Here is a 26,259-nt window from a genome sequence, read left to right on the forward strand (position 1 = left end):
TTAAATTGTTATATTTTTAAATTGTTCTATTGTTTGCAATGGGTCGGGAGTAGCAAAAACTGCATTACCTGCAACCAATACATCGGCACCGGCTTTTACCAGTGCGGCAGTATTATCCAAATTTACTCCGCCATCTATCTCAATTACAGCCTGCGAGTTTTTACGCAGTATAATTTCTTTCAAGGTGTTTATTTTGGCGTACGTGTTTTCAATAAATTTTTGACCGCCGAAACCGGGGTTCACGCTCATCAGCAACACCAAATCAACGTCGGCAACAATATCTTCCAATACGTTTACGGGCGTATGCGGGTTGAGCACAATACCTGCCTTCATTCCCTCGCCTTTTATAGCGTAAACAGTGCGGTGCAAATGCACAGCTTCTTCATAATGCACGCTAAGTATGTCAGCACCGGCTTCCTTAAACTCTTTTACATAACGTTCGGCTTTTGTAATCATCAAGTGAACGTCCAAAGGTTTTTGGGCGTATTTTTTTATCACCTTAACGACGGGAAACCCGAACGAGATGTTGGGTACAAAAACACCGTCCATAATATCCACATGAAACCAATCCGCCTTGCTGCGGTTAATCATTTCAATATCGCGTTGTAAGTTGCCAAAATCGGCTGAAAGTACTGAGGGTGCCAATAAAAAACTCATGCGGGCAAAGGTAGTTTTTTTACGTTGGGTATGAAACCGTTATCAAGAGTGACCTTAAAACAGACCTGTTTGTTGCTTTATTATGACTAATCTTGATATTAGTTTCGGATATTGGAGAGGGTTAGCCCTATTCTACAGGTATTACGTTATGATGTCAATTTTGCAGCAACAAAAACAGTCGATTACACATCTGTTAAATATGGGGAGCCTTATCAAAAAGTATTGCATTGCGGTGTTGATTACGGTATTGGTTCAAACAAACGCATTTACACAAAACTTAGCACATACTGTTTACACGTTTGAGGATGGTATGCCATATACAAATACCTATTGTGTTGAGCAGGATACGCTGGGATATATATGGGCAATTACTGATTACGGGCTTAGCAGATATAACGGGGAAACATTTACAAATTTTAACCTTTCGAATGGTTTTCCCGACCGTGGAGGCTTTCATATTTATAAAGACCGGAAGAATGTTTTGTGGTTTCTACCGTTTAACGGTAAGGTGTGTTATTACAACGGGAAAACCTTTGTGGTACCAAAGTTTATTGATACGGAGAAGTTTGAGCCGGTATCATGGGTGACTGAAGATTCCCAAGGCAATATGTGCTTTCTTACCAGACAAGGAACCATTATTGTTCAATACCCCAACGGAAGCACAAAAAGTTACTCAGTACCCAGCGGCAATTCTTTTTGCTTTATTGAGCAAACTCCGGGTACTTTCTTGATTTTGTTAGATGATAGAATGATGTGGCTGGATACAAAAATAGGAAGCAGCGGATATATAAAAGAATTTACCAATAATGCTTGGCAGGCGTATTATCCCCGTATGACAATGCTGCGAAACGGCAGGTTATTGCTTACTACATCAAATGGTGTTTTTGAAGTGCTGAAAAACAGGAACATTAAACAATTGATAAGCGCAAATGAAAACTACGGGGGTAATAATGAGATATATAATATATATGAAGAGAGCAACGGTGATGTGTGGATGCCTACGAAAAAAGGGTTGGTGAAGTATGATAAGAACCTGAATGTGAAAACGAGCAAAATGTTTTTTGCTAATCAGCACGTTTATACGATAAAAAGGGACAAAGAAGATAATATATGGATGGCTACACCGTGGGGATTGGTAAAAGTGTTTTCAGAGGGAGCAAGATATATTAACAAGATCAATTATCCGGCTAGTGATAACATAGTGAGAGCGGTTGATGACGGAGAAGGTGGGATTTGGGCAATAAATCTTGAGGGTATTGTTTACAGATATACTAAGAGTGGTGGGGTGGAAGAATTTAAAGACCATGCTAACGGAGTTTCGGATGCATTTTTCTTTAAAAAATTAGATGTAAACGAAATTTTGATAAACAGTTCCAGAAAAACAGTGGTATTTAATACCAAAAACAAAACGGCAAAACAGGAACTCCCGGTTACAAACATTGTTTTTTTGCTTAAACATAATGATACGACATTTTATATTGATTTGGAGGGTGTAGGATATTTTGAAGGCAGTAAGAAAAAAAGGATAACGGATTCTGCCGACGGTTGGAGTATCACATATTTTCCAAGAGTTTTTGAGAGAGACCGGGACAGAAATGTTTGGATTGGCTTTGAAAAGCACGGGTTAATGAAGTTAACGCCCGACGGGGTAATGATAAAAATGAGGGATAAATATCCCGTATGCGGGATTGGCGTGTCTAGTCTTCATGTGTGCAAAAATGGAGCAGTGTTGGTAGCAACATCATCCAACATATTATATTGTTTATACAATGGACAGTTGCAACAGTATTTGCTGGGTGAGCCATCGGATAATCGTATCAGGGGGATTACGGTAAAGGGCGATTCAGTCTTATGGGCCGCAACCAGCAACGGAGCTTATAAATTCAGCATATCAGAGAAAGGAGTATTGCATAAAATATTTCATTACACCGTTAATAATTCGCTGATTTCAAACGATGTGAATGATGTTGTTGATAATGGTGAGCGGGTATATTTTGCCACAAGAAGGGGTATTTCGGTTATTTATCAATCATTGTATAAATTAAAAGAAATAAACCCTGTAGTACTGATAGATAAATTTGCAGTAGGGGATATAACCGGCTCCTTTGAGTCGGGAAAAATTATTGAAGTTGGATATAAAAATAATTTTTTCAGTATCAATACAGAAACAAGTACTTACAGTTGGGGAAAAGTAAGGTACAAATACAAACTTGAACCGCTGGATACAGCGTGGGAATACTCGTTGTCAAACAATATTAAATATTCATCATTACCGCCCGGTAAATATGTGTTTAGAATAAAAGCGGCAAGCATATTTGGTAACGAAAGTATACACGAGCGGCAAATAGTGTTTTATATTAAAAAACCATACTGGCAAACTGTTTGGTTTTGGGTATTGGTTGTAGCGGCGGTTTCAGCAATGGTGTATGCAGGGGTAAGATACCGGCTTAATGCAGTGCGGCGCGAGGCAAGTTTGCAAAAGGGATTGGTTGAGGCCCAGCTAAAAGCATTGCGTTTACAAATGAATCCTCATTTTATTTTTAATACCCTGCAATCTATTCAGGATTTTATTATTACTAAACAAAACAAACTAGCGGTTATATATCTTTCTAAGTTTTCGAAACTGATTCGCAGCGCATTAGACTACAGTAAACAAAATTTTATTACCCTGCAAGAAGATGCGGATATGCTTAATTTATATGTGGAGCTGGAGAAGGCAAGGTTTGACGGCAAACTTGAGTTTGAGAGGCAAATTGATAACGGCATTGATGCCGAGCGTGTGCTTATACCACCGATGATGATACAACCGTTTATAGAGAATGCGATAAAACATGGGATAGGCCCGAGAGGGGAGGGGAAAATAAAGTTTATTGTAACAAAATCATCAACGCACTTGCATATTGAAGTGACGGATAACGGAGTAGGTCGTATGGCAGCGTATAAAACAAGCCAATTGAAAGCTAAGCATAAATCAACAGGCATAAATCACACTATTGATCGTTTAGAAATGCTGTTTGCCAATTATGGGTTAAACGGGGCAAATGTGCAAATAAATGATTTATTTGATAACCAATCACCGGCGGGTACGCAAGTACTAATTAAAATTCCTTATGCAAACGGATAATATACGTGTAGTTATTGTTGAAGACCAATTGAGTACCCGTGAAAGCCTCAAATATATGTTGGAGGATATGGGTAAGCATATAGAGATTGTGGGCGAAGCCGGAAGCGTAGCCCGGGCTTATGAGCTGATTGTGAAAACCGAACCGCAATTGGTTTTTTTGGATGTGGAGCTTACTGATGACAACTCCTTCAGCTTGCTTGAAAAATTTGAAAAACCCGCTTTTAATACGGTGTTTATTACCGCACACGATGAGTATGCAATACGGGCAATTAAATTTTCAGCATTAGATTATTTGCTAAAACCTATTGATCCTACCGATTTGGAAGGGGCTGTAAACAGGTATTTGGAAAAAACGGACGGGTATACAAAAAAGCGTCTTGAAGTGCTGATACACAATACAAATACGGATAATAAAACCAATCAGAAAATAGCTTTACCGTCGGCAAGAGAGATATACTTTGCAACGCTTTCAGAGATTATCAAGCTGGAGGGGGAGAAAAACTATACCACATTTTACCTGAACAACGGCAAAAAGGTAACCGTGAGCAGAACCTTAAAAGAGTACGAAGAGTTGTTAGAAGATTTTGGTTTTTTCAGGGTGCATCAATCCCACATTGTAAACCTCTCACGCATCAGTAAGTACTTAAAAGGCAAAGGAGGCTATGCCGTAATGGACGATGGAAGCAAGGTTGAAATATCAGTGCGTCGCAGGGACGATTTTTTGAGAAATCTGCAAATAGGCTAAAAACGGTTGTTCAAAAACTGGGCACAACTGTCACCCAAAACCGTACGCTTGTTCCTTTCAGGTTTTTTAAATTAATGTAATGTGAAAACTTAGCCGTGTACTAAACCAAACACATTACCTAATTTTTTAATCTATGAATGCACTGTCAGTAATTAAGCAGCGTTTATTTTCCACGTTTTTACTCTTATTTCTATTATTTGCAAAAGGGTCTGTTTTTGGGCAACAAAACCCTGAAGCATTTCTATGGGCACAAACTCCCACCAGTGCACCCAATACCGATTGGGGAAGCAGTATTGCCCAAGAATGGGGTTCATCTAACTTTTATGCAGCGGGTTTTTTTACCGGTACGATAACTTTTGGCGCTACCACCCTTACCAGTGCGGGCGATGAAGATATTTACCTGGTTAAATATGCCTGCGATGGTTCGGTATTGTGGGCCAATTCAATCGGTGGGTCATTAAAAGACAACACCGACTTAAACAAGGTGGCTATATCCACGTCGGGCGGTGGTGTTTATATCACCGGTTCAGTAAACAGCAATGTGGGCGTAACCTTTGGCGGAAAATCAGGCACATCAATATCTATTCCTGCCAATATTGGGCAAGGCAACGATATTTTTCTTGCACATTACAATCCTAATGGTAACCTGTATTGGGCAAAAACATACGGCAGCGGTGGCGAATGCCAAGAAACCGGAACAGCAGTGTATGGAATTGCAACAGGAGGGGCTGTGGTTACAGGCCGTTTTTGCGGTACCACTGTTTTTGGTTTTAATGCATCCCAAGGTACGCCCGGGGCTCTCCCTATTTCAATAAGCAGTAACGGAGGTTACGATGCCTTTGTGATGTATACCCATAGTTCAGTATCAGGAGCGTATTTTAATACTGCTTGGGTATCAAAAATAGGCGGCACTCAAAACGACATGGGGCTTGATATAGCTTGTCGTGAAGGTAGCCAAAATGCTGATATTTATGTCTCAGGTCAATATGCACAAGGCGGGGGTAATGCTATTGCATATCAGCCTTATAGAGGCGTTGGTTCTCCTGTTCCCTACACTACAATGCTTACTAATTTTGGAGGTAGTGCCGCCTATGTAGGCCGAATTAATTCAAACATGCAAGCAGCTACGTTTTCATGGTCATGGGTAAATGAAATGATTGTTGTAAATTCAGTAGGTGTTAGCGGGATAAATGCTTATATCGATTTTGATTATTTTGACTACAAATTATACGTAGCCGGAAACTTTGATTATCAAGTGAGCATTACTGATAATGCATCTGCTACAGCATCGGTATCACCTTCTGCAATAGGTAATAATGATGTTTACACCACAGCATATACTCCAACGGGACTCTTCCAGTGGTCGCCTACCCGAGTTGTTAAGCTAACCAATACTACCGGATCACAAGAAAAAGTAACCTCAGTTCGCCATGATTTTAAAAGCGGAGGTACAACCTATAAAATCGGAGGCTCTTTTACAGGTACTACTACTTTTAACGGTACTACCCCATTATCGGCAACCAGTGCCGGTGGTACAGATATTTACATATCGCGGGTGAGCGAAAGCAACGGTAATCTGCAAGGGTTATGGCGTGCGGGAAAAACGGGTAATGAAACTGTTGGGGGCATGGATAACCATATAGGTTTAAACAGCACTTTTGTTACCGGTAAGTTTGAGAACAGTACACAAATAGGTTTAACCAGCTTGAGCGGTTCATCCGAAGAGAGCTATATTACCTACATGACGCCTGATTACTTACGTATTGTAAATACAGGCGGTCCTAACGTGCCAGCTGCCAGCTTAAGTGTTGACCCTTCAGTTGTATCATTATATAGCGGTTATAGCTGGTACTTAAACGGAGTGCCTTTGCTTGTTGGTGGTACAACGTATGTGCCTACCGTAAAAGGGTTGTATCATGTTGAGGGATATGATGTAAACTGCCCATCACGTCGCTACGTCTCAAATGCAATTTTTGTGGGCGAAGATTGTACCCAAGGGTATAAAATGAATTACCCCCGCAACAATAAATTCTACGGGTCAACTGTAATCAATGGTGTGAACGAAATTTTTGAAGGTGAGATACGGGTAATGTCTGGAGCGATGCTTACCATTAGAAACTCAAATATACTGATGCGCCCTTGTTCAAAAATTGTGGTTGAACCCGGTGCCCGTTTAAACATTGAGCATTCAACATTGTTTAGCTGCCAGCAATGGAAAGGTATAGAAGTGATGCGCGATGGTATGATAGTTACCTCACTTACTTCAGTAATTAAAGATGCTGTGGTAGCCATATATGCTAATGATGCTACAGTAAGGGTGGATGAAACATCTTTCACTAACAACAAGGTGAGCATAGCTCTTACAAACTTTACTTCCCCCGGGGCGTTGATCCAGAACAGCAGTTTTAGTAATATGTATGTGGCAAAGCCATACTGTGCACTTACCGAGGTCGATGCTGCGTTTAACTATCAAGCCTCTAATCATTATATCGACATACATAACAATTCAGCCGCTGATGGTATTTTTAGAAACACTTTCACAGGGGTTGCTAATTCTTTTGCCGGAATTGAAAACATGAGGAGTATTCATATCGATGAGGCCCTAAATACCTACATTGATGCTAACACTTTTAGCGGTTGGATGGGTACAGGTATTAATATAACCAATGGCGCAGGCTATATACAAGTAGTAAACGCTAATAATTTTACAGGTTACGAGATAGGTATTGCAATAGGGGTATATGAAAGTAACCATATCGAAATTACCGATTTCAACACCTTTACCAGTATGGGTAATAGAGCGATTGAAGTTAAAAACAGTTTCAAAGTAACCATAGCTAAGGGTAATGAGTTTAACTCAGTAAGGGGTATTTTATTAGAAAAAACGTTGCCATATTTTGTGTGGAATAACATATTCAACTCATGCTCATACGGTGTTGAATCGTACATTGATGATTTTGCTCCCGCTTACCAAACATACCCTCCTCCATGTGTAATTTCTGAAAACCTGTTTGCAAGCAATACCTATGGTGTAATTGTGAGCCCTAAAATGAATCCGTTCATTTGTCCATCTCCCGCACAAAACGATATGTTACCAGGCAACACCTATCAGTCTGTATTAGTGTCGTGCAATACATTTGATAACAACATATATGGTTTCACAACCACCGGGTTGGTAATAGACCACTACATGGGTCAAGACCCTGCGAACATATTTGCACCCGGAGGAGCAAGCGAGTGGGATATTTTGGTTGATGCTTACATGGTTTACTTTTACTCTTCTACAATGCCTAATACAAGCACGCTTAATAATCCTACAATCTTAAATGGTGCTGTTGTTAATAGCGGGACTGTATCAAGTAGCTTATCACTTATATACAGCCCCTCACAATACGGCGATTGTAGCTATGACCCAACCAGCAGCTACCCCGATTCTAAAGCTTCGTCAGTTAAAGAAAACAACCTAAAATATACTGCGTATCCTAACCCTGCCAACGATGTGTTGAACATTGAGGGAGTGCAAGGTGCAGTTACTTACACGGTTATTGATATTAACGGTCGTCAGGTTTCAGCAGGAACGTTACAAGCAGGTGCAGCCTTTATCAATGTTTCAAATATGGCCGAAGGAGTTTACATGGTTAAACTACTGGATGAAAGCGGTCATTTGTCGGTATTTAAATTTATGAAGACAAATCAATAATAGTTCTTCGCTATTTCTTTCAAAACCCGCCCGTTGAGGCGGGTTTTGTTTTTTACTTTGGATGGGATTGATAATGATTGTTTAATGCCTTGTAGTTAATAATTTGTCTAAATTACCCATAGCTATACTTTGCTTTCTATATATTCGTTGTTTTGATGAATTTAGGAGAACTATGAACAAAAAAACTATACTATATATTGTTGTTGCTTTGCTGGTTGCATTAGCTGTTTGGTGGCTGTTTTTCTCAGGTAACGAAGGCCCCGAGTCTAATGTTACTGCCAAAGTTACCAAGGGGCGTTTTGATGTGGTGATAACCGTTACGGGTGAATTGCGAGCAAAAACGCAAACCGATATTACCGCCCCCACAGGGCTGCGTAATGCCGGTATTTACCAGATAAAAATTAACGACATTATCGCTGAAGGTTCCGTGGTGCAACCCGGTGATTATGTGGCTTCGCTGGATAGAACTGAGGTAATGAGCAAGCTGAATGAAGAATTGCTGAACGTTCAGAAAAAGGAATCAGAGTATAATCAAACCCAGTTGGATACAGCCATATCGCTGCGTGAAGCCCGCGATGAACTGGTGAATTATGATTATGAGTTGAAGCAGAAAAAGCTGGAGTTGGAGCAATCTGAATACGAAGCCCCCGCTATTAAACAGCAAGTACAAATCTCTTACGAAAAGGCTGAACGGGCTTTAAATCAAAAGAAGGATACGTATAAAAATAAAGTGGCACAGGCAAAGGCTAAGATGAGCATTGTATCATCAGACCTTACCAAAGCCCAAAATAAACTGAAAGTATTTCAGGATTTGCTATCAGAGCTAACCGTTACAGCCCCCAAAGGCGGTATGATTATTTATGCCAAAGAGTGGAACGGGCGTAAAAGGGTAGTGGGTAGTACTATAAATGTATGGGACCCAGAAGTAGCCAACCTGCCCGATTTAAGGGAAATGGAAGTAGTATCGTATGTGAACGAGGTAGACATACAAAAAGTAAAAACAGGTCAAAAGGTAGAAATAGGTTTGGATGCCGACCCTTCAAAGAAATTGGAAGGGAAGGTAAAAGCAGTAGCCAGTATTGGTGAGCAACGTCCCAACCAAAACAGCAAAGTGTTTGAAGTGGTGATTGATGTACTATCAAAAGACAGCACGTTGCGCCCCTCAATGACTACCAGTTGCAACATACAATACAGTGGCTTTGATAATGTACTTACCGTTCCCGTTGAGGCGGTGAATGTATCGGGTAATAAATCGTTTGTGTTTAAAAAAGACGGTTCAAGTGTGGTGCGCCAGCAGGTAATTATTGAGGCTACCAACAGCAAAGATGCGTATGTGAAATACGGTCTGGAAGAAGGACAAACAGTGTTTTTGAAAGATATGGCCGATACTGCCAGTATGAAGTGGGCATTGTTGCACGATAGCCTTACCAGAGTAAAAGTAAACCCTGCTGATACGGCTAAAAAAGATACCTCACCCCCAAAACAAGGTGCCGGCGGGGGAGACTTTATAATTATTGAAGACTAAACACCGACAGGAGTTATATGAATTTAAAACGCCTGTTATTCAACTTTCAAATAGGAATAGATGCCATCGGGTACAACCGGTTTAGGGCATTGCTTACCTCTTTGGGTATTATTTTCGGGGTAGCGGCAGTAATTGCCATGCTTGCAATAGGCAAGGGTACCGAAAAAGAAATTGCCGAACAGCTAAAACAAGTAGGTTCAAACAATATTACCATCAATGCCCTTTGGAAGGAAGAAAAAGAGAAAACCAAAGAAGAAAAGGAGCAAGCCAATGCCAACGAGGGCGACGAGAAGGTGAAACGTTTTACCCCCGGACTTACGCTTGCTGATGGTGAAAACATTGTGCAAACGTTGAGTGAATACGTAGATTTTTACAGCCCTGAAATAGAGGTGGAAACCCCTGTGATGCGTGGCGGTAAAAGGTATCAGGGTAAGGTAATCGGGGTAAACAATAACTTTTTTGATGTAGCAGTGCTAAACGTTGGGGATGGTCAGTTGTTTTCTGATGTCAATTTCAGTTTGGCTCAACCCGTTTGTATTATTGGTAAATCGTTGCGGGCAAAACTCTTTACTGATGTTGAACCCGTGGGACAGCAAATAAAATGTGGGGACGTATGGCTAAAAGTAGTGGGTGTATTGGGTGAAAAGAATGTATCAGACCAAACCATTTCATCCTACTCAGTACGTAATGCCAACGAAGAAGTATATGTACCTGTTACCACTATGTTGGTACGGTTTAAAAACCGTGCAAAAATTACCCCCGGTGATATGCGCCGGAATATGTGGGACGATGACGACGGGGAGAAGAAGCCTGAAAACTACCACCAGATTGATAAGCTGGTGATAAAGGTAAAAAATACCGAGATGATGAAAGAAGTATCAGAAGTGGTAAAAAAACTACTGATGCGTCGTCACAATCTGGTGGAAGATTTTGAAGTGCAAATACCTGAACTTTTGCTGAAACAACAACAGAAAAACAAACGCCAATTCAATAATATGCTGGCCTTTATTGCAGGTATATCGCTTATTGTGGGTGGTATAGGTATTATGAATATTATGCTTGCCAGCGTAATGGAGCGGATAAAAGAAATTGGCTTGCGGCAATCGTTAGGCGCTACTCGTTTGGATATTTCGATGCAGTTTATCAGCGAGGCAGTAGTGATAAGCATTTCAGGCGGAGTTATCGGAGTATTACTGGGTGTTGCGTTTTGTTACATTATCGATTCGAGTATGGAGACCAAAACCATTATCACTCCTTTTTCAATCATATTATCATTCACCATTTCTATTGTAGTGGGCTTAATTTCGGGCATTGTTCCTGCACGTAGAGCCGCCCGTCAAGACCCTGTAGAATCATTAAGGCATGAATAAAAAATACAGTTTACTGCTACTTATTACAGTATTTGTTTTGCCGCTTTTGGGGCAAATGAGATTTAACCTAAAGCAAGCTATCACTTACGGACAAGAGCATAGTCCCAGTGCGCGCAGTATAAAGGCAGCCTATAGCAGTGCCGAGTGGAATTATGTCGCCTCGCGTTCGGCATTGTTACCCAGTCTTTCATTGCAGGGCAATGTGCCGGGTTTTGTCCGCAGTATATCGCAAATACAGCAGCCCAACGGCGATATAAGTTTCCGCGAGCAACGCCTTGCCAGTTCATCGCTTTCAATGATGCTTTCGCAAAACGTAACCCCTACGGGTGGTAGCATCTTTATGTCGTCAGACCTTTCCCGCATTGATTTGTTGGGTACAAACCCCACTACTACTTGGCAGGCATCGCCTTTGCAAGTTGGTTTCACACAGCCATTGTTCAGGGTGAATAATCTTCGCTGGGATTGGAAGCAGGCTAAGCTGCAATATGAGTTCGCTAAAAAGCAAGCTACTGAGTCGTTAGAGGATTTATCAATAGCCATCACCACTGCTTTTTTTGATTACTACATCGTACGCAAGCAAATGATAAATGCCGAGTACAACGTAGCCATGAACGATACTTTTTACCGCATAGCCGAAGGCCGTTACAGTGTTGGCAAAATTGCAGAAAACGAAAAGCTGCAAGCCGAGTTGAGTTTGATGAATGCCCAAAATATGCGCGACCAAATACAGATACAAATATTAACCACCGAAAAACGCCTTAAAAACTTGTTGGGAGTACCCGATAACCAGCGTGTGGATGTAGATTATGAAGAGAGTCTGCCTTTATATACCGTGAGTTTGGAAAAAGCGTTGGCCGAAGCAAGGGAAAACCGCAGTAATTATGTTGGGTTTAAAATACAAGAAACCGATGCTGAGTTGAACGTTCGCAGGGCTATGGCAAATAGACGCTTTAACGGTGATTTAACAATGAGTTTCGGCTTAACAAATACTTCGGCGCAGTTTAATGATGCGTACAACAATTTGCAGGATGCACAACGGTTAACGGTTGGATTTTCGATGCCGATACTCAATTTTGGTCGTAACAAGGCGGCTTATATGGTGGCTAAAAACGACAAGGAAAGCCGTATGGCGCAAATTGAGAACAACCGCAACAGCCTTGAGTTGGAGATAATGAACAACGTATTACAGTTTAACCAATTGAAACAAATACTGGCTATATCGGCAAAATCGGATACCATTGCCCGCCAACGATATGATATTAGCACCAAGCGGTTTGTGCTGGGTAAAATTGATCTTACCAACCTTACCATCGCCCAAAACGAGAAAGACCAGGCATTAATAAACTACATACGCAACCTGCAAAACTTTTGGGTATCGTATTACCAGCTTCGTCGCCTTACCCTGTTTGATTTTGAAACCGGTAATAAGATATTGGTCCAGTAGAGAATGAAATTATTGATTTTTAACAGGATGTAAAATCCTGTTTTGATAAATGATAAGTTCGGGAGGGTTTTAAACCCTCCCGAACTTATCATTTGATAGCGATAGGTTTCAAACCCATCACAAAGTTTATCATAAAACACTTCCTTTGCAGTTGTGAGCATACAACTGCACGATAAAACCTTTGTTCCTTTTATTTCGACCAACGATGTACAGCAGGCCGTTGTACGTGTTGCTGGGGAAATAAATACTCATTACGCAGCTAAATCACCCGTCTTGCTTCCTGTGCTTGATGGCGCATTTATGCTCGCCGCTGATTTGGCAAAACACCTCAGCGTAAAAGCCCATTTTTCATTTATCAAGTACAAGTCATACCATAACACCCAAAGCACTGGGAAAGTAGCTTCATTACTGGGGTTAGATATTGATATTGCGGGTAAAGACGTAATTATAGTAGAAGATATTATTGATACCGGTCTCACGGTAAGCTATTTGTTGCAAGAACTGGCTAAACACAACCCTGCCAGTGTAAAAGTTGCCGCACTGCTTACCAAGCCCGACGCCTTACAAGTGCCGCTTACCATCGACTTTAAAGGAATTGAAATAGAAAACCGTTTTGTAGTTGGCTACGGAATGGACTATAATGGCTTAGGCCGTAACTTGGATTGTGTTTATGTGTTGGCCGGCAATTAGTCAATCGCTTGCTAATAAAGGCATTTGAGCCTCCCTTGAATTCCTGTTTTTTAATCCGCAATCATTCAACCAATAAATCCCTATCTTCGCACCCCTAAACAAAAAAATTTTAGAACGCTGATGCTCAATATAGTTCTTTTCGGCCCTCCCGGCTCGGGCAAGGGTACCCAATCTGCCAAACTGGTTGAGAAATATGGGGTGATACAATTATCTACCGGCGATTTGTTGCGTGCTGAAATTTCAGCAGGTACACAACTTGGCTTAGAAGCTAAACAGCTGATGGATAAAGGTATTTTGGTTTCAGATGAGATTGTGATAGGTATGATAAGCAACAAGTTAGATGCTAACCCACAGGCCAAAGGCTTTATTTTTGATGGGTTTCCTCGTACAGTTGCGCAAGCCGAAGCATTGGATAATTTGTTAGAAGACAGGGGATTGGGAATCACTTGTATGCTTGCTTTAGAAGTTCCCAACGATGAATTGAAAACCCGTTTGTTGTTGAGGGGTAAAGACAGCGGCCGTGCAGACGACCAAAACCCCGAAGTGATACAAAACCGTATCAATGTTTATAACGAGCAAACTTTGCCCGTGGCTAACTATTACCAAGCACAAGGTAAATACGTTGAGTTGAATGGTGTGGGGGGAATTGATGATATTTTTGGTGTGATATGCACACATATTGATGCTGCAAAAGCAAATTAATGGCGGATAGTAACTTTATAGATTACGTTAAAATATGTTGCCGTAGTGGTAAGGGCGGGCAAGGTAGTACACACTTGCACCGTGATAAACTTACTGCTAAAGGCGGACCTGACGGCGGAGACGGCGGACGTGGCGGACATATTATTGTGCAGGGTAACGACCAGCTTTGGACGTTGCTGCATTTAAAATACCGCAAACACGTTATTGCTGAATCGGGGCAACCCGGCAGCAGCGGACTGAAAACAGGTGCCAGCGGTAAGGATGAGATTTTGGAGGTGCCTTTGGGTACCGTTGCCAAAGACGAAGAGACCGGTGAAATATTGTTTGAAATTACCGAACACGGCCAAACCGAAGTACTGCTGAAAGGCGGTCGCGGCGGACAAGGTAACCATCACTACAAAAGCCCTACCAACCAAACCCCTCGCTTTGCCCAACCCGGAGAACCCGGTGATGAGAAGTGGCGTATTTTGGAATTGAAGGTGTTGGCCGATGTAGGCTTGGTGGGTTTTCCCAATGCGGGTAAATCAACCTTGTTGTCGGTGGTAACGGCTGCAAAACCTGAAATTGCCGATTATCCGTTTACTACTTTAGTACCCAATTTGGGTATTGTGAAATACCGCGATTACAAATCGTTTGTAATGGCGGATATTCCTGGTATTATTGAGGGTGCGCACGAAGGTCGCGGATTAGGTCATCGCTTCTTGCGCCACATCGAGCGTAATGCTTTGCTGTTGTTTATGATTCCTGCTGATAGCAAGGATATTAAAGCAGAATTTGCCATATTGAACAATGAATTGGAGCAGTTTAACACTGAATTGTTGCACAAAAAACGTTTGTTGGCCATTACCAAAACCGATATGTTAGACGATGAACTGATGGAGGAAATGAAAAAAGAACTGCCAAAAGATGTTCAAACGATTTTCATCTCATCGGTAACAGGCAAAAACATCCAAGAACTTAAAGACATCATCTGGCGTGAATTAAATGATTAACAAAAATCATTTGTATTTATAACGGATGCTATAAAAAATAAAGCCCGACTTTTATAAAAAGTCGGGCTTTATTTTTAAGCTGTATTAATTAAGCAGGAGTTTCTGTTTTAAGGTATTTTCGAGTAAGCCAGTACACCAACGATACAACCACCGATTTGGCTATTGCGCCCGGCAGCAGGTTGAAGAAGCCATTGGTAAGTGCATAATCAATATCCATTTTGTGGTATAAAATACCCCAAGCTGTTCCAAAAATCATAATTACCGCGTGGGTCATTAATATCCAAGCAAATACACCAAACCAATCTTTAAAATATTGGCGTGCTGCGGTTAGCAAAATAACCGCAAACGGAAATCCGTATATGTAACCTGCTGTGCGGCCAAAGTAAAACTCTTTGCCAAAAAATTCTCCGCTAAAAACGGGCAAATACATCCCCGCCAACATATATAAGAACGTGCCCAATAAATTGGCCTGACGGCTAAAATACAGGCAAGTAAAACACAATATCAGCGATTGCAGCGTTATGGGCACTGCACCCACATCTATCTTCATTTTTGCACCGGCCACCAAGCCTATCAGCACCACAGGAGCTTGCCACAATAAGCCTTTCTCGGGTTTGTAATTCAATTTCATTCAGGGCGCAAAGCTACTGTTTTTTGTATTACGCTAATAAAGGATGACAGTAAAGGCACTAAGGTGCAAATTGCTGCTTTGGGCGGGTTGAAACCCACCCCTTGCTAAATTACAGTAGTGCGGGGGACTTAAGTCCCCCGCACTACTGTAATTTCAACAGCATAGGATTTTAATCCTATGCTTAATTAATTATATTTACAGTAAGGAATATTGTATTGTATGACAGAAGAAGAAAAGCGTTTACAGGAGCTTGAAACAGAGAATCAGAAACTTCGGGAAGAAATAGCAAAGCTGCGTCCTTCGTTAAAGAAGAGAGCAAAAAAAGTCTTCAAACGCGGAAGGATAATAACAGAAGCCTATTTAGGCAGGGGACTTAAAACCAGTATCCAAAAATTTCTTACTGAATTAACGGAACAAAAAACGGTTAGTAAAGATACAGTGTCCGACCTCTCCGCACGATTGGTAATGAGGTTTACCCGCTTGGGGAGAATTGGTTTTTTGTTAGCTCTAATCCCCATTTTATTTACTCTTTTTCAAACATGGTTGTTGTTTAATCAAAATGCAATGATTGAAAAGCAAAATCAAATTGCGGAGAAGCAAACTGAAATTGCAAAAAACCAAGCGGATTTAATGGGGGTGCAAAACAGCATGGTGCAAAATCAAACTGCATTAATGGATAGCCAAACCAATATTATGAAGTTCCAAAACCAAATGTTTGGTGAGCAAAACAAAATGGTAGAAAAACAGACAACTATGATTGACTGGCAGAATCGGTTGTTTGAAAACCAAAATTTGATGGTGCAGGCTCAAAATAACCGTCTCGATCAACAAACCTATTTGCAAGAAGCCGAACGTCGTAGTGCATTGGTATTTTTAATGGGCAATATTTTTGATGAAGTAAATAATGAGTTACGGGAAGATTATGGCAATGATGGTATACGTAACTTATCACCTCAGTTAATTGGACGTATCATTGCATTGAGTCATAGCTTAACCCCTTATAAGTTTCTAGTTAAGGATGAATTAACTGGTAGTGAATATAGTCCTGAAAGGGGGCAATTGCTTATAACACTTGCCCATAGTCGTATCGATTGTAGTAGCCTAGATGAGATATATAGCAAAGCAGATTTTTCAAACTCTTTCTTATCAAAAGCAAAATTAAGTGGAGCATATTTACGATACGTTGATTTATTCAATGCTAATTTAAGCGATGCCGATTTAAGCGATGCCGATTTACAAAGAGCCAAGTTAGGGAGTTCGATTTTAATCAGTGCCAATTTAGAGAATGCTAATTTGAGCAGCACCGATTTATGGGCAGCTGATTTACGTAGTACTAATTTAAATGATGTTAATTTATTTTCTGCAAACTTAAGCTATGCCTATATGAGCAATGCCAACTTAACAAGAGTCGATTTACGTTACGCCAATTTACGCAATGCCAATTTACACAATGCAGTGTTAACATCTTCCCTGTTAAATCAAGTCAAACTAGAGAATGCCGATTTAAATAATTCTCTTTTCAAGTATTCTAATTTATGGGAAGCTGATTTACATGGGGTTGATTTAGAAAATATTAGGATAAATAAAACTAACTATTTGGCTCTAATTGGCACTAAAAGTTACGTTTATAATTATCAAAAGCACTTTTTATACAATGATATAGTTACACAAGATTCTATTTTCAAGCTTATCAAAAAATAACAGTTAGTCCTCAAAATCCCCATTCCCACATTTGCACATTGAAACCTATCTTTGCGCAAAGATGAAAATTTCGTACAACTGGTTAAAAACCCTGATAGATATAGAGCAATCGCCCGAAGAATTGGGTGTATTGCTTACCAATTGCGGATTAGAAGTAGAAGGTATTGAGGCTGTGAGCAGTATACAAGGCGGCTTGCAGGGCTTGGTGATAGGCGAGGTGAAGGAGCGTTGGCAGCACCCCAATGCCGACCGTTTAAGCGTTACCAAAGTAGATGTGGGCGGGTCTGAGTTGCTGCAAATAGTGTGCGGTGCCCCTAACGTGGCTGCCGGACAAAAAGTGCTGGTAGCAACCGTTGGCGCAACGCTATACCCTACAGGCGGCGAACCTTTTAAAATCAGCAAATCAAAAATACGCGGCGAAGTTTCGGAAGGCATGATATGCGCCGAAGACGAAGTAGGTTTGGGAACCAGCCACGACGGTATTATGGTGCTGGATACCGCAGCCGTAGTAGGCTCTCAAGGGGCTGATTATTTTAAAGTAGAAAACGATTTTACGATAGAAATAGGTCTTACTGCCAACCGTGGTGATGCTGCTTCGCATTTGGGTGTAGCCCGCGATGTAGCCGCTCTTACGGGCAAAAAAGTAAACGTAAAGTATGCTCCATTACCCGCACCGCAAGGCAGCAATCTTGTAGAAGTGGTGATAGAAGATGCCGAAGGTTGCCCCCGATACAGCGGTATCAGCATTAGCGGGGTAGAGGTGAAACCCAGTCCCGCATGGTTGCAAAACCGCTTAAAAGCTATTGGCTTAAGCCCCATTAACAATATTGTAGATGTTACCAACTTTGTGCTGCACGAGTTGGGTCAACCCATACACGCCTTTGATGCCGATAAAATCACAGGCAGCAAAATTGTGGTAAAAAAGGCTACGCAAGGGCAAAAATTCACTACGTTGGATAAAACCGAGCGTACCCTTACCGGTAACGAGTTGTTGATTTGCAACGCTGCCGAACCGATGGCCATTGCAGGGGTGTTTGGCGGTTTACACAGCGGTGTAAGTGCTGAAACTAAAAACCTGTTTATTGAAAGTGCTTATTTCGACCCCGGCACCATTCGTAAATCGGCAAAAGGGCAGGGGCTAAACACCGATGCCTCGTTCCGTTACGAGCGCGGCACCGACCCTGAAATAACCGTTAATGCCATCAACAGGGTGGTAGAATTGATTTTGGCAACCGCAGGCGGCAGTGTTAGCAGCCCCGTGGTGGATGTGTATGCCCGCAAAATCAATCCTTCAAAAATTACCCTGCGTTATAAAAAGCTAAACGAAGTATTGGGTCAAACTGCTTCTGTGGATGAAGTGAAAGCCATCATCACAGGGTTGGATATTACTGTTGAAGGCGAAGACGAAAACGGCTTGCAATTAAGCGTGCCTGCTTACCGTCCCGATGTAACCCGCGAGATTGACGTGATAGAAGAGTTTATCCGTATTTACGGGCTGAACAGGATAGAGATACCGTCGTCAGTAAAACTGTCTTACAATACCTCAACAGGCATTAACAAAGAGAAACTGTACAACCGCGCTGCCGATATGTTGGCGGCTAACGGCTACTACGAGTTGGTAACTAACTCGCTTACCAAAGTATCGTATTATACCGAAGAAGAGTTGGAGCAGGCCGTGCGTATGCTCAATCCACTGAGTGCTGATTTGGAGGTGATGCGCCTTAATACATTGTACTCAGGGTTAGAGGCAGTAACCTATAACCGTAATCGTAAGGCCAATAACCTTAAGTTTTTTGAGTTGAGCAAAACCTACCGCAAGGTAGAGGGCAAATACGAAGAAAAATGGTGGTTAAGTCTTTGGTTGTGTGGCGATGAGCAAAACGAAAGCTGGAAATATCCCACCCGCGCAAGCGATTTTTATACCCTTAAGCAAACTTGCGATAATTTGTTTACTGCAATGGGTGTAGAAGTGCCTTTTACTGAACGTAACATCATTGGCAGTCCTGCTGAAATTGATGGAAATAAGCTGGTAAACTATGGCCCCGTATCACCCAAAATAACCAAAAGTTTTGACATACAGGGCACGGTATTTTATGCGGTGATTGATTGGGAACGCTTGTTGCAAAAAGCCACTGCACAAAAATTCACCCTGAAAGAAATTTCAAAATTCCCCGAAGTTCGCCGCGATTTATCGTTGGTGATAGATAAAAAAATTACCTTTGAGCAACTACACACCATTGCTCGTCAAGCAGAGCGTAAACTGCTGCGCGCTATTGATGTGTTTGATGTGTATGAAGGGGATAAGATTGAGGCAGGAAAGAAGGCGTATGCGTTGAGTTTTATTTTGCAAGACGAAACAAAAACCCTTACTGATGCTGAAATTGAAAAGATTATGAACCGTTTGATGCAAGGGTTTGAAAAGGAAGTAGGGGCTGTAATTAGGAAATAGTTATTAGTTTACGGTTTAAGGTTTTCAGTTACGACTTTAAACCTGTAAATTAGAAACGTAATTGTAGAATTTAAAACTGAAGACATAAAACTGTAAACGCGAAGCATGGACGCATTGGCAAAACAATTACTGGAAATAAAAGCGAAGGTTGAAAAACTGGCTGCTGCCAATGATGCTTTGCGGGATGAAAATATCCGTTTGGTAAATGAGAATAAACGGTTGACGGAAACACTGGATATTCAAAAAAACACCATTAAGGATTTAGAAGAGTATAATAAAATCATTAAAATTGCAGGAGGTTTACACCTTTCTAAAACCGATGTACGGGAAGTGAAGTTGAAAATAAATGAGTACATTAGAGAGATAGACCGTTGTATTGCAAGATTAAGCGAATAAAGAAAGATAAGCAGTGGAAGAGATTTCGATAAAAGTGAATATTTGCGACAGGTTTTACCCGTTGCGTATACATGCGGGGTTTGAGGAAAGCGTTAGAGCTGCCGCTAAACTGGCCAATGATAAAGCAAAAAACTATACCGAAAACTACTCGGTAAAGGATAAACAGGATGCCCTTGCAATGGCATCGCTTGATTTGGCAACCGATTTGATATCTTCTACAAAGCAAACTTCAGGTCCTACCGCCGAAGTAGATATGCTGTTAAAAGACATAAACCGCCTTTTAGACAGTAAGCTTGTATAACAACCCTTTCTTATTCAGCCTACCTTGCTTAAAAAATAATTAAGCCAAAGAAAACGTATGGACAGTATTATCCTAGTAATATCCATTTTGGGCTCGCTTGCCATAGGCGCGGGTGCAACGTGGGTGCTCATCAGCAAAAAGAACAAAAGTGCGGCTGCCGCTATTATTGATGAGGCAAAACACAAAGCAGAGATTTTTAAGAAAGACAAGCAATTAGAGGCTAAAGAACATTTTATGCGCCTGAAAGAGGAGCATGAAAAAGAAGCTAACTCACGCAACAATAACCTTCAACAAGCTGAAAACAGGATTAAGCAAAAAGAGCAAAGCCTGAATCAGAAAATGGAGAACATGAACAAGAAGGAAAAAGAGGTGGAAACCATTAAGGAGAGCCTTACCAACCAACTTGAACTTGTTGCCAAAAAGAAAGAAGAGTTAGACAAATTTCACCAAGCACAAGTAAAACAATTGGAAAAATTGGCAGGCCTATCGGCCGAAGAAGCCAAAGCCCAGTTGGTTGAAAACCTGAAAGCCGAGGCGCAAAGCGAGGCATCGGCATTTGTGAAAGACATTGTTGACGAAGCTAAACTAACTGCTACTAAAGAAGCCCGTCGTATGGTAATACAAACCATACAACGTACTGCCGCTGAACAAGCGATAGAAAACTCGGTATCGGTGTTTAACATCGAAAGCGACGAAGTAAAAGGCCGTATTATCGGTCGTGAAGGTCGTAACATCCGCGCCCTTGAAGCCGCTACCGGTATTGAGATTATTGTGGACGATACCCCTGAAGCAATTATCCTTTCAGGTTTCGACCCTATCCGCCGCGAAATTGCCCGTCTTTCATTGCACAGGCTGGTAACCGATGGTCGTATCCACCCTGCCCGTATTGAGGAAGTGGTGGCCAAAACCAAAAAACAACTGGAAGAAGAAGTTATTGAAATAGGCGAACGTACTTGTATCGACTTAGGTATACACGGCCTTCACCCTGAATTAGTGCGTATGGTAGGTAGGATGCGTTACCGCTCATCATACGGTCAAAACCTGTTGCAGCACAGCCGCGAGGTTGCCAATCTTTGTGCTACAATGGCCGCTGAACTTGGTTTGAACGTTAAACTAGCTAAACGTGCCGGATTGCTGCACGATATTGGTAAAGTGCCCGATGACGACGCTGAAACTCCACACGCATTGTTGGGTATGAAATTGGCCGAGAAGTACAAAGAACACCCCGAAGTGGTGAACGCCATCGGTGCCCACCACGACGAGATTGAAATGACTTCGATGCTTTCGCCAATCGTTCAGGCGTGTGATGCTATCTCAGGTTCACGTCCCGGTGCCCGTCGCGAAGATGTTGAAAACTACATGAAACGTTTGAAAGACTTGGAAAGCCTTGCACTTTCTTATGACGGTGTAGAAAAAGCATTTGCGATACAAGCTGGTCGCGAGTTGCGTGTAATGGTAGAAAGCGAGCGCGTGAGCGATGAAAAAGCAGAAATGCTTTCGTTTGATATCAGCCAACGTATTATGAAAGAAATGATTTACCCCGGCCAGATTAAAGTAACGGTTATCCGTGAACGCCGTGCGGTGAATTTTGCTAAATAATAATTTTTTAAACGATTTCGTTATATAGTCCGGAGGTACAACCTTCGGACTTTTTTATTTTTAACCTAATTATTAAACCAATGAAAAGCACTTTACTTATCATAGCTTGTTTGCTTGTAAACATGCTATCAGCCCAGCTTAAACTTTCGGTTCACAACATTGCACCGCGTGTGGGTGATGAAATTTGGGTAACCATTACATTTCCTGAATCAGAAATTTCCTCAAACGGCAGTGCAGCATCAAAAACCGATATTCAAATCAGTAAATTAATAACAAAAGTCGGCGATGTTTGGGTGGGACCGTTTACATTTAAGGTTGGAGACAACACCCTTACCAGCGACTCTGTTTTAATACAAGTAGCTGAAAAATTACCCAATGACAAAGAAGATTTTATAGTTAGGCAAGTAACCTGTAACGGTAAAGAATACTTGGTGGTAGAAGAGTTTAATAAGAAAAATAACTTCACAAAATTAAAAACCGGCTCAGTAGACGGGGATATTAGTTTGAAAGAAACAGGCAGCACTGCTATCTCAAGTAAAGGCAAAGGCGGCCTGCCGTTTAAAGCTACAGTTTATGAGATTAAAAAAGGGAGCGGGTATAACGGAAATGCCATGATAACCGCAAAAAACTTCTCAGATTTTCCTGAAAATATCCCTTTTGAAGGGTACACAATACACTAAACCGTTTGGTATAGCATACAGTAAAGCTGCCTGTGCATAAAACACTGGCAGCTTTTTTGTTTTTGTAGTAATACCTTTGAAAAAATGAAAAATTTCAAAATAGCTGCCGCAGTTGTTGCCACACTAATTTTTGGAAGTGTATCTGCCCAAACCGCTGATTATTACACAACGGCTATGCCCGGTGCAAAAGGAAGTAATTACTTGTTTTATAAGCCCGACAGTACTTTTGCCGATATTATTAAGTTTGACGATGGCATTGCTAAAAGCGAATTGAAACCGGTAATTGAGAATTACGGCGAACGCGCCGTATTATTTGCCTCCGATAGTTTTAGCATAGAAATGGATAGGACTACGGCCATTTATTTCAAAGCTAAAAACGGTAAACGTGAGTTATTTTTATCAAAATATGCCAACGAAATGCCTTGTTGGACTGCGGGCGCAGTGCTGTATGCAAAACCTGAGGGTAAAAATAATATCACGGTATATTTAGTAAACACGCAGGGTAAAGAAATTACCAAAAACGGCGAAAAAGTAACTTGCGAAACTCCGTTGTTGCAAACCAATATTGAAGAAAATTATGCCAACGCTACGGGTACGCGCGCCAAAACCGATTTGCAAAAAGCTGCAAGCGGTGTAAGTGTGGTGCAAGAGAATAAAGTGTTGATAATAAAGGTTTCACGCGATGCGTTAAAACAGTTTACATCGCTTAATTTTAAACTTTATAATAGTGCCAAGAAAGAGGTAAAAGACTTTTTGAATATTAAGGCTACTGAAAGTATTTTATACATAAATGATTTACCAAAGGGCAAGTACAAGTATATAGTTGAAGTATACGACGGAACATTAGTTACCGAAGGAACTATTACAATCTCTAAAAAATAATACCGCCTTGCATGGTTTTTTAAACCATATTAAAAAATTGATTTTACCGGCTGTGTGCCTGCTGCAAGTTCTTGTGGCAAATGCACAGCAAACCATCTCTTTTGATATAACCACCGCCAGCGATAATAAACGAATATTCTTATTTAATACGCTGTTGCCGGGTGATAGCGTGGTGTTTAAAAACAAGCAAGGGAAAAAACTACCTGCCGAAAGTGTAATCCCGTCAGAATTTAGCCATTTGCTTGCCCCTGAGATTATTTTGTTTGAATCGGACGGGAGTATGCTGTTTATTGACAGCGGTGGGAATTTTTTTATCAGGGATGCTGAAAATTTTGATGCAAAGCCCATCTCGTTAAAAATCAATCTTGATACGTTGAAATTGGGCAAGAAAAACCTTGTTATAGAGTGCAGCAGCCGCGACCTTGAAAACCTTGAAATATTTGTTGTTCCGTTTGAAAAGTATGCGGTATCAAACGCAGTACCGCAAGTAACCACAAAACTCTCGTTTAGGCTTGAGGACATTATTTACGGTGCAAAAGGGGTAACACCGCCTCGTTTGCTGGATTTGTGGAAGGAGCAAATAACCTTTGACCCTGCCGACCGTAAGGTGATGTATGATTACAAGCTGATTTTGCCCAAAGACATGGTGAAACGCGGAAAGGTAACGCTGATGATTTACGACCTTTCTTACCAAGTGGTAGCAATCTATCCCGATTTGGCCAAACCTGTAAATGTTATCAAGCGCGATAATATTATGAGTGCTACGTATGTGTACAAGATATTTATGAACGGGAAAGAAGAGGTGAAAAAAGGGCTGATACATTACTTGTCTCCCGAAGATGAGCAGAAAAAGCTGGAGGAGCAAAAGAAGCAAGAGGAAGAAGAACAGCAACAGCAAGACCCCGCTCAGGAAGACCCGTTTAAACAACCTGAATAATCAGAGTTGTTTTTTATGCATGGTATAGTGCAAGGTCATAAACGTGAGGCCGTGAAACTTAAACGTATGGGTGGCCTTTAGAATATTGCCTTCATCTACAAATACATCCAATGTTTCGTGCATTGCCTTTACGTACTTTACCCAATAATCACCCGTGCCGTTTTCAAGTAAAAAGTAAAAACCCGGTTCTCCGTCTCTTTTTCCTTTTGAGGTAAGTCGCAGGCTGCCGTTTTCAAGCACTTGTATGTTTAAGATTATAGTGGCATTGCCATTAGGCAGTGGGAATACAATTTTGAGGCAGGTGCGGTTTTCAGCAGGCACAAACGTATATCCGTAAATTCCTGAAAATACAACCGTGCCTTTTTTCTTTTGAGTGCGGTACCAAATGGTGTATTTAGCCCTCTTTTGGTCATCAGAGAACAGCTTAATCAAATTGCTTTCAAGTCCTTGTGCGGTATCTTCGGCAGTAAGAGGCAAGTTTAACTGTTGCAGCCTGCGGCTGAAAATAAGTGTCAGTAACCAACCGAAAGGGTAGAATATCCCTTTCCACGTTGATTTTACCTCAAAACCGTAATTATATGTGTGGGTATAAAAATCGATGATGGTAGGATGCAGGCGTTTTTCATCGGCAGCAGGTAGTTGCCACTCGCTTATTTCATCAATCAGCCCGAAATCGGGTTGGTTCTTTTCAAGGCGCAAGTTTTCAGTCTTGCACAGCCTATAAATGTACTCATCTTTTATCTCGCGGGTATCCCCCGAAGGACCTGTCAGCCAGCTCTCTTTTTCAGGATAAAAACGGCGGCCTGTGGTTTTTACCCATGCCTGCGTAATCCAGTCTTGCAAATAACCCCGTTTTCTGCCCAACCACATCGTTATCCCTCTATTGCCTTCCTCACGCTGCCTTTCTCAAGCAATAGTGTCTTAGCAGCCTCGTAATCAAGTCCGGTGCTTTCCATTATCATTCGGCTGCCCCGCTCAATTAATTTCTGATTGCTAAGTTGCATATCCACCATGCGGTTGCCCTTTACCCGCCCCATGCGTATCATCGTGGCGGTACTAATCATATTCAGCACCAGCTTTTGTGCCGTTCCTGCTTTCATACGGGTGCTTCCGGTAACAAACTCAGGGCCTGTGTCCACCTCAACGGCAAATTTGGCAAGTTTGCCCAACGGGCTATTGGGGTTGCAGCTAATTCCGCCGGTGGTGATGCCGTTCGCATTGCATTTTTCTATTGCACCCAACACATAGGGAGTTGTGCCGCTGGCTGTAATGCCAATTACCACATCACTCTTGTTTATTGCATACGCCTCAAGGTCTTTCCAACCTTGCTCGCGGTCGTCTTCAGCAAATTCAACGGCCTTGCGTATGGCACCGTCGCCGCCAGCAATAATGCCTACCACCAAACCATGCTCCACACCAAAAGTTGGGGGGCACTCGCTGGCATCAACAATACCCAAACGACCGCTGGTTCCGGCACCCATGTAGAACAATCTGCCGCCTAATTGCATATTGGCCACAATTTCTTCCACCAAAGCTTCAATTTGGGGCAATACCTTTTCAATGGCAAGAGGCACGCTTTTGTCCTCGTTGTTAATACCTTGCAGCAGTTCAGCTGTGGTCATTGTATCAAGGCTACTGTAATGCGAAGGTTTTTCAGTATTTCTCAGTTCCATTTTACAAAAGCAAAGATGGTGTTTTTTAAGGAACGATATTTGCGCCACTTTCGCCGTTTTT

The 26,259-nt window shown here is 41.5% G+C and carries 21 protein-coding genes; 17 read left to right on the forward strand and 4 right to left on the reverse strand.

Going from position 1 to position 26,259, the window contains the following annotated elements; all coding sequences use genetic code 11:
* Positions 1-657 carry a ribulose-phosphate 3-epimerase gene (locus F9K23_00410; GenBank protein KAB2918632.1) on the reverse strand — a complete coding sequence of 219 codons (657 nt, stop codon included), beginning with the start codon at positions 655-657 and terminating at the stop codon, positions 1-3.
* A gap of 82 nt (positions 658-739) precedes the next feature.
* On the opposite strand from F9K23_00410, the gene F9K23_00415 reads away from it, so the two are divergent.
* The 9 genes from F9K23_00415 to obgE all read left to right on the forward strand — a co-directional run bounded on the left by F9K23_00415 (position 740) and on the right by obgE (position 14,949).
* Complete coding sequence (locus tag F9K23_00415; protein ID KAB2918633.1) at positions 740-3,781, forward strand: hypothetical protein; 3,042 nt, start codon at positions 740-742, stop codon at positions 3,779-3,781.
* Positions 3,768-4,526: a response regulator transcription factor gene (locus F9K23_00420; GenBank protein KAB2918634.1), complete on the forward strand. Its 759-nt coding sequence runs from the start codon at positions 3,768-3,770 to the stop codon at positions 4,524-4,526. Before F9K23_00415 ends, F9K23_00420 begins: the two co-directional genes overlap by 14 nt.
* Before the next feature lie 133 nt (positions 4,527-4,659).
* Positions 4,660-8,226 (forward strand): T9SS type A sorting domain-containing protein, encoded by a 3,567-nt coding sequence (locus F9K23_00425; protein ID KAB2918635.1) that lies wholly within the window; start codon positions 4,660-4,662, stop codon positions 8,224-8,226.
* Between the two features lie 172 nt (positions 8,227-8,398).
* Positions 8,399-9,751 carry an HlyD family efflux transporter periplasmic adaptor subunit gene (locus tag F9K23_00430; protein ID KAB2918636.1) on the forward strand — a complete coding sequence of 451 codons (1,353 nt, stop codon included), beginning with the start codon at positions 8,399-8,401 and terminating at the stop codon, positions 9,749-9,751.
* A 17-nt stretch (positions 9,752-9,768) separates the two neighbouring features.
* On the forward strand, positions 9,769-11,121 hold the full coding sequence (locus F9K23_00435; GenBank protein ID KAB2918637.1) for an FtsX-like permease family protein: 1,353 nt from the start codon (positions 9,769-9,771) through the stop codon (positions 11,119-11,121).
* Positions 11,114-12,565 (forward strand): TolC family protein, encoded by a 1,452-nt coding sequence (locus F9K23_00440; GenBank protein KAB2918638.1) that lies wholly within the window; start codon positions 11,114-11,116, stop codon positions 12,563-12,565. The genes F9K23_00435 and F9K23_00440 overlap by 8 nt, the downstream gene beginning before the upstream one ends.
* A gap of 153 nt (positions 12,566-12,718) precedes the next feature.
* A complete protein-coding gene (gene hpt, locus F9K23_00445) occupies positions 12,719-13,255 on the forward strand; it encodes a hypoxanthine phosphoribosyltransferase (GenBank protein ID KAB2918639.1) in 537 nt (178 codons plus the stop codon).
* A 120-nt stretch (positions 13,256-13,375) separates the two neighbouring features.
* Entirely contained in the window at positions 13,376-13,957 is a 582-nt protein-coding gene (locus F9K23_00450) for an adenylate kinase (GenBank protein KAB2918640.1), read from the forward strand.
* Positions 13,957-14,949: a GTPase ObgE gene (gene obgE / locus F9K23_00455; protein KAB2918641.1), complete on the forward strand. Its 993-nt coding sequence runs from the start codon at positions 13,957-13,959 to the stop codon at positions 14,947-14,949. The genes F9K23_00450 and obgE overlap by 1 nt, the downstream gene beginning before the upstream one ends.
* 88 nt (positions 14,950-15,037) lie before the next feature.
* On the opposite strand, the gene F9K23_00460 is transcribed toward obgE, so the two are convergent.
* Positions 15,038-15,580, reverse strand: coding sequence for a biotin transporter BioY (locus F9K23_00460; protein KAB2918642.1), 543 nt, complete (start codon positions 15,578-15,580; stop codon positions 15,038-15,040).
* A gap of 219 nt (positions 15,581-15,799) precedes the next feature.
* On the opposite strand from F9K23_00460, the gene F9K23_00465 reads away from it, so the two are divergent.
* The 8 genes from F9K23_00465 to F9K23_00500 all read left to right on the forward strand — a co-directional run bounded on the left by F9K23_00465 (position 15,800) and on the right by F9K23_00500 (position 24,525).
* On the forward strand, positions 15,800-17,281 hold the full coding sequence (locus tag F9K23_00465; protein ID KAB2918643.1) for a hypothetical protein: 1,482 nt from the start codon (positions 15,800-15,802) through the stop codon (positions 17,279-17,281).
* 61 nt (positions 17,282-17,342) lie between these two features.
* Positions 17,343-19,730, forward strand: a complete 2,388-nt coding sequence (locus F9K23_00470) for a phenylalanine--tRNA ligase subunit beta (protein KAB2918644.1) — start codon at positions 17,343-17,345, stop codon at positions 19,728-19,730.
* Positions 19,731-19,835: 105 nt separating this feature from the next.
* A complete protein-coding gene (locus tag F9K23_00475) occupies positions 19,836-20,126 on the forward strand; it encodes a hypothetical protein (protein ID KAB2918645.1) in 291 nt (96 codons plus the stop codon).
* A 13-nt stretch (positions 20,127-20,139) separates the two neighbouring features.
* Complete coding sequence (locus F9K23_00480; GenBank protein KAB2918646.1) at positions 20,140-20,427, forward strand: cell division protein ZapA; 288 nt, start codon at positions 20,140-20,142, stop codon at positions 20,425-20,427.
* A 57-nt stretch (positions 20,428-20,484) separates the two neighbouring features.
* Positions 20,485-22,026, forward strand: coding sequence for a ribonuclease Y (rny, locus tag F9K23_00485; GenBank protein ID KAB2918647.1), 1,542 nt, complete (start codon positions 20,485-20,487; stop codon positions 22,024-22,026).
* Between the two features lie 80 nt (positions 22,027-22,106).
* Positions 22,107-22,706, forward strand: coding sequence for a hypothetical protein (locus tag F9K23_00490; GenBank protein KAB2918648.1), 600 nt, complete (start codon positions 22,107-22,109; stop codon positions 22,704-22,706).
* Positions 22,707-22,790: 84 nt separating this feature from the next.
* Positions 22,791-23,588 (forward strand): hypothetical protein, encoded by a 798-nt coding sequence (locus F9K23_00495; protein ID KAB2918649.1) that lies wholly within the window; start codon positions 22,791-22,793, stop codon positions 23,586-23,588.
* 37 nt (positions 23,589-23,625) lie between these two features.
* Positions 23,626-24,525: a hypothetical protein gene (locus F9K23_00500; GenBank protein ID KAB2918650.1), complete on the forward strand. Its 900-nt coding sequence runs from the start codon at positions 23,626-23,628 to the stop codon at positions 24,523-24,525.
* On the opposite strand, the gene F9K23_00505 is transcribed toward F9K23_00500, so the two are convergent.
* The gene (locus F9K23_00505; protein KAB2918651.1) at positions 24,526-25,389 is read right to left on the reverse strand and encodes a hypothetical protein; all 864 of its coding nucleotides are present in this window, start codon (positions 25,387-25,389) and stop codon (positions 24,526-24,528) included.
* A gap of 8 nt (positions 25,390-25,397) precedes the next feature.
* A complete protein-coding gene (gene murQ / locus F9K23_00510; GenBank protein KAB2918652.1) occupies positions 25,398-26,198 on the reverse strand; it encodes an N-acetylmuramic acid 6-phosphate etherase in 801 nt (266 codons plus the stop codon).
* Positions 26,199-26,259: the final 61 nt, after the last annotated feature.

Source organism: Bacteroidota bacterium (assembly GCA_008933805.1).
In the GTDB taxonomy this organism is placed as follows: Bacteria; Bacteroidota; Bacteroidia; order UBA8524; family UBA8524; genus SB11.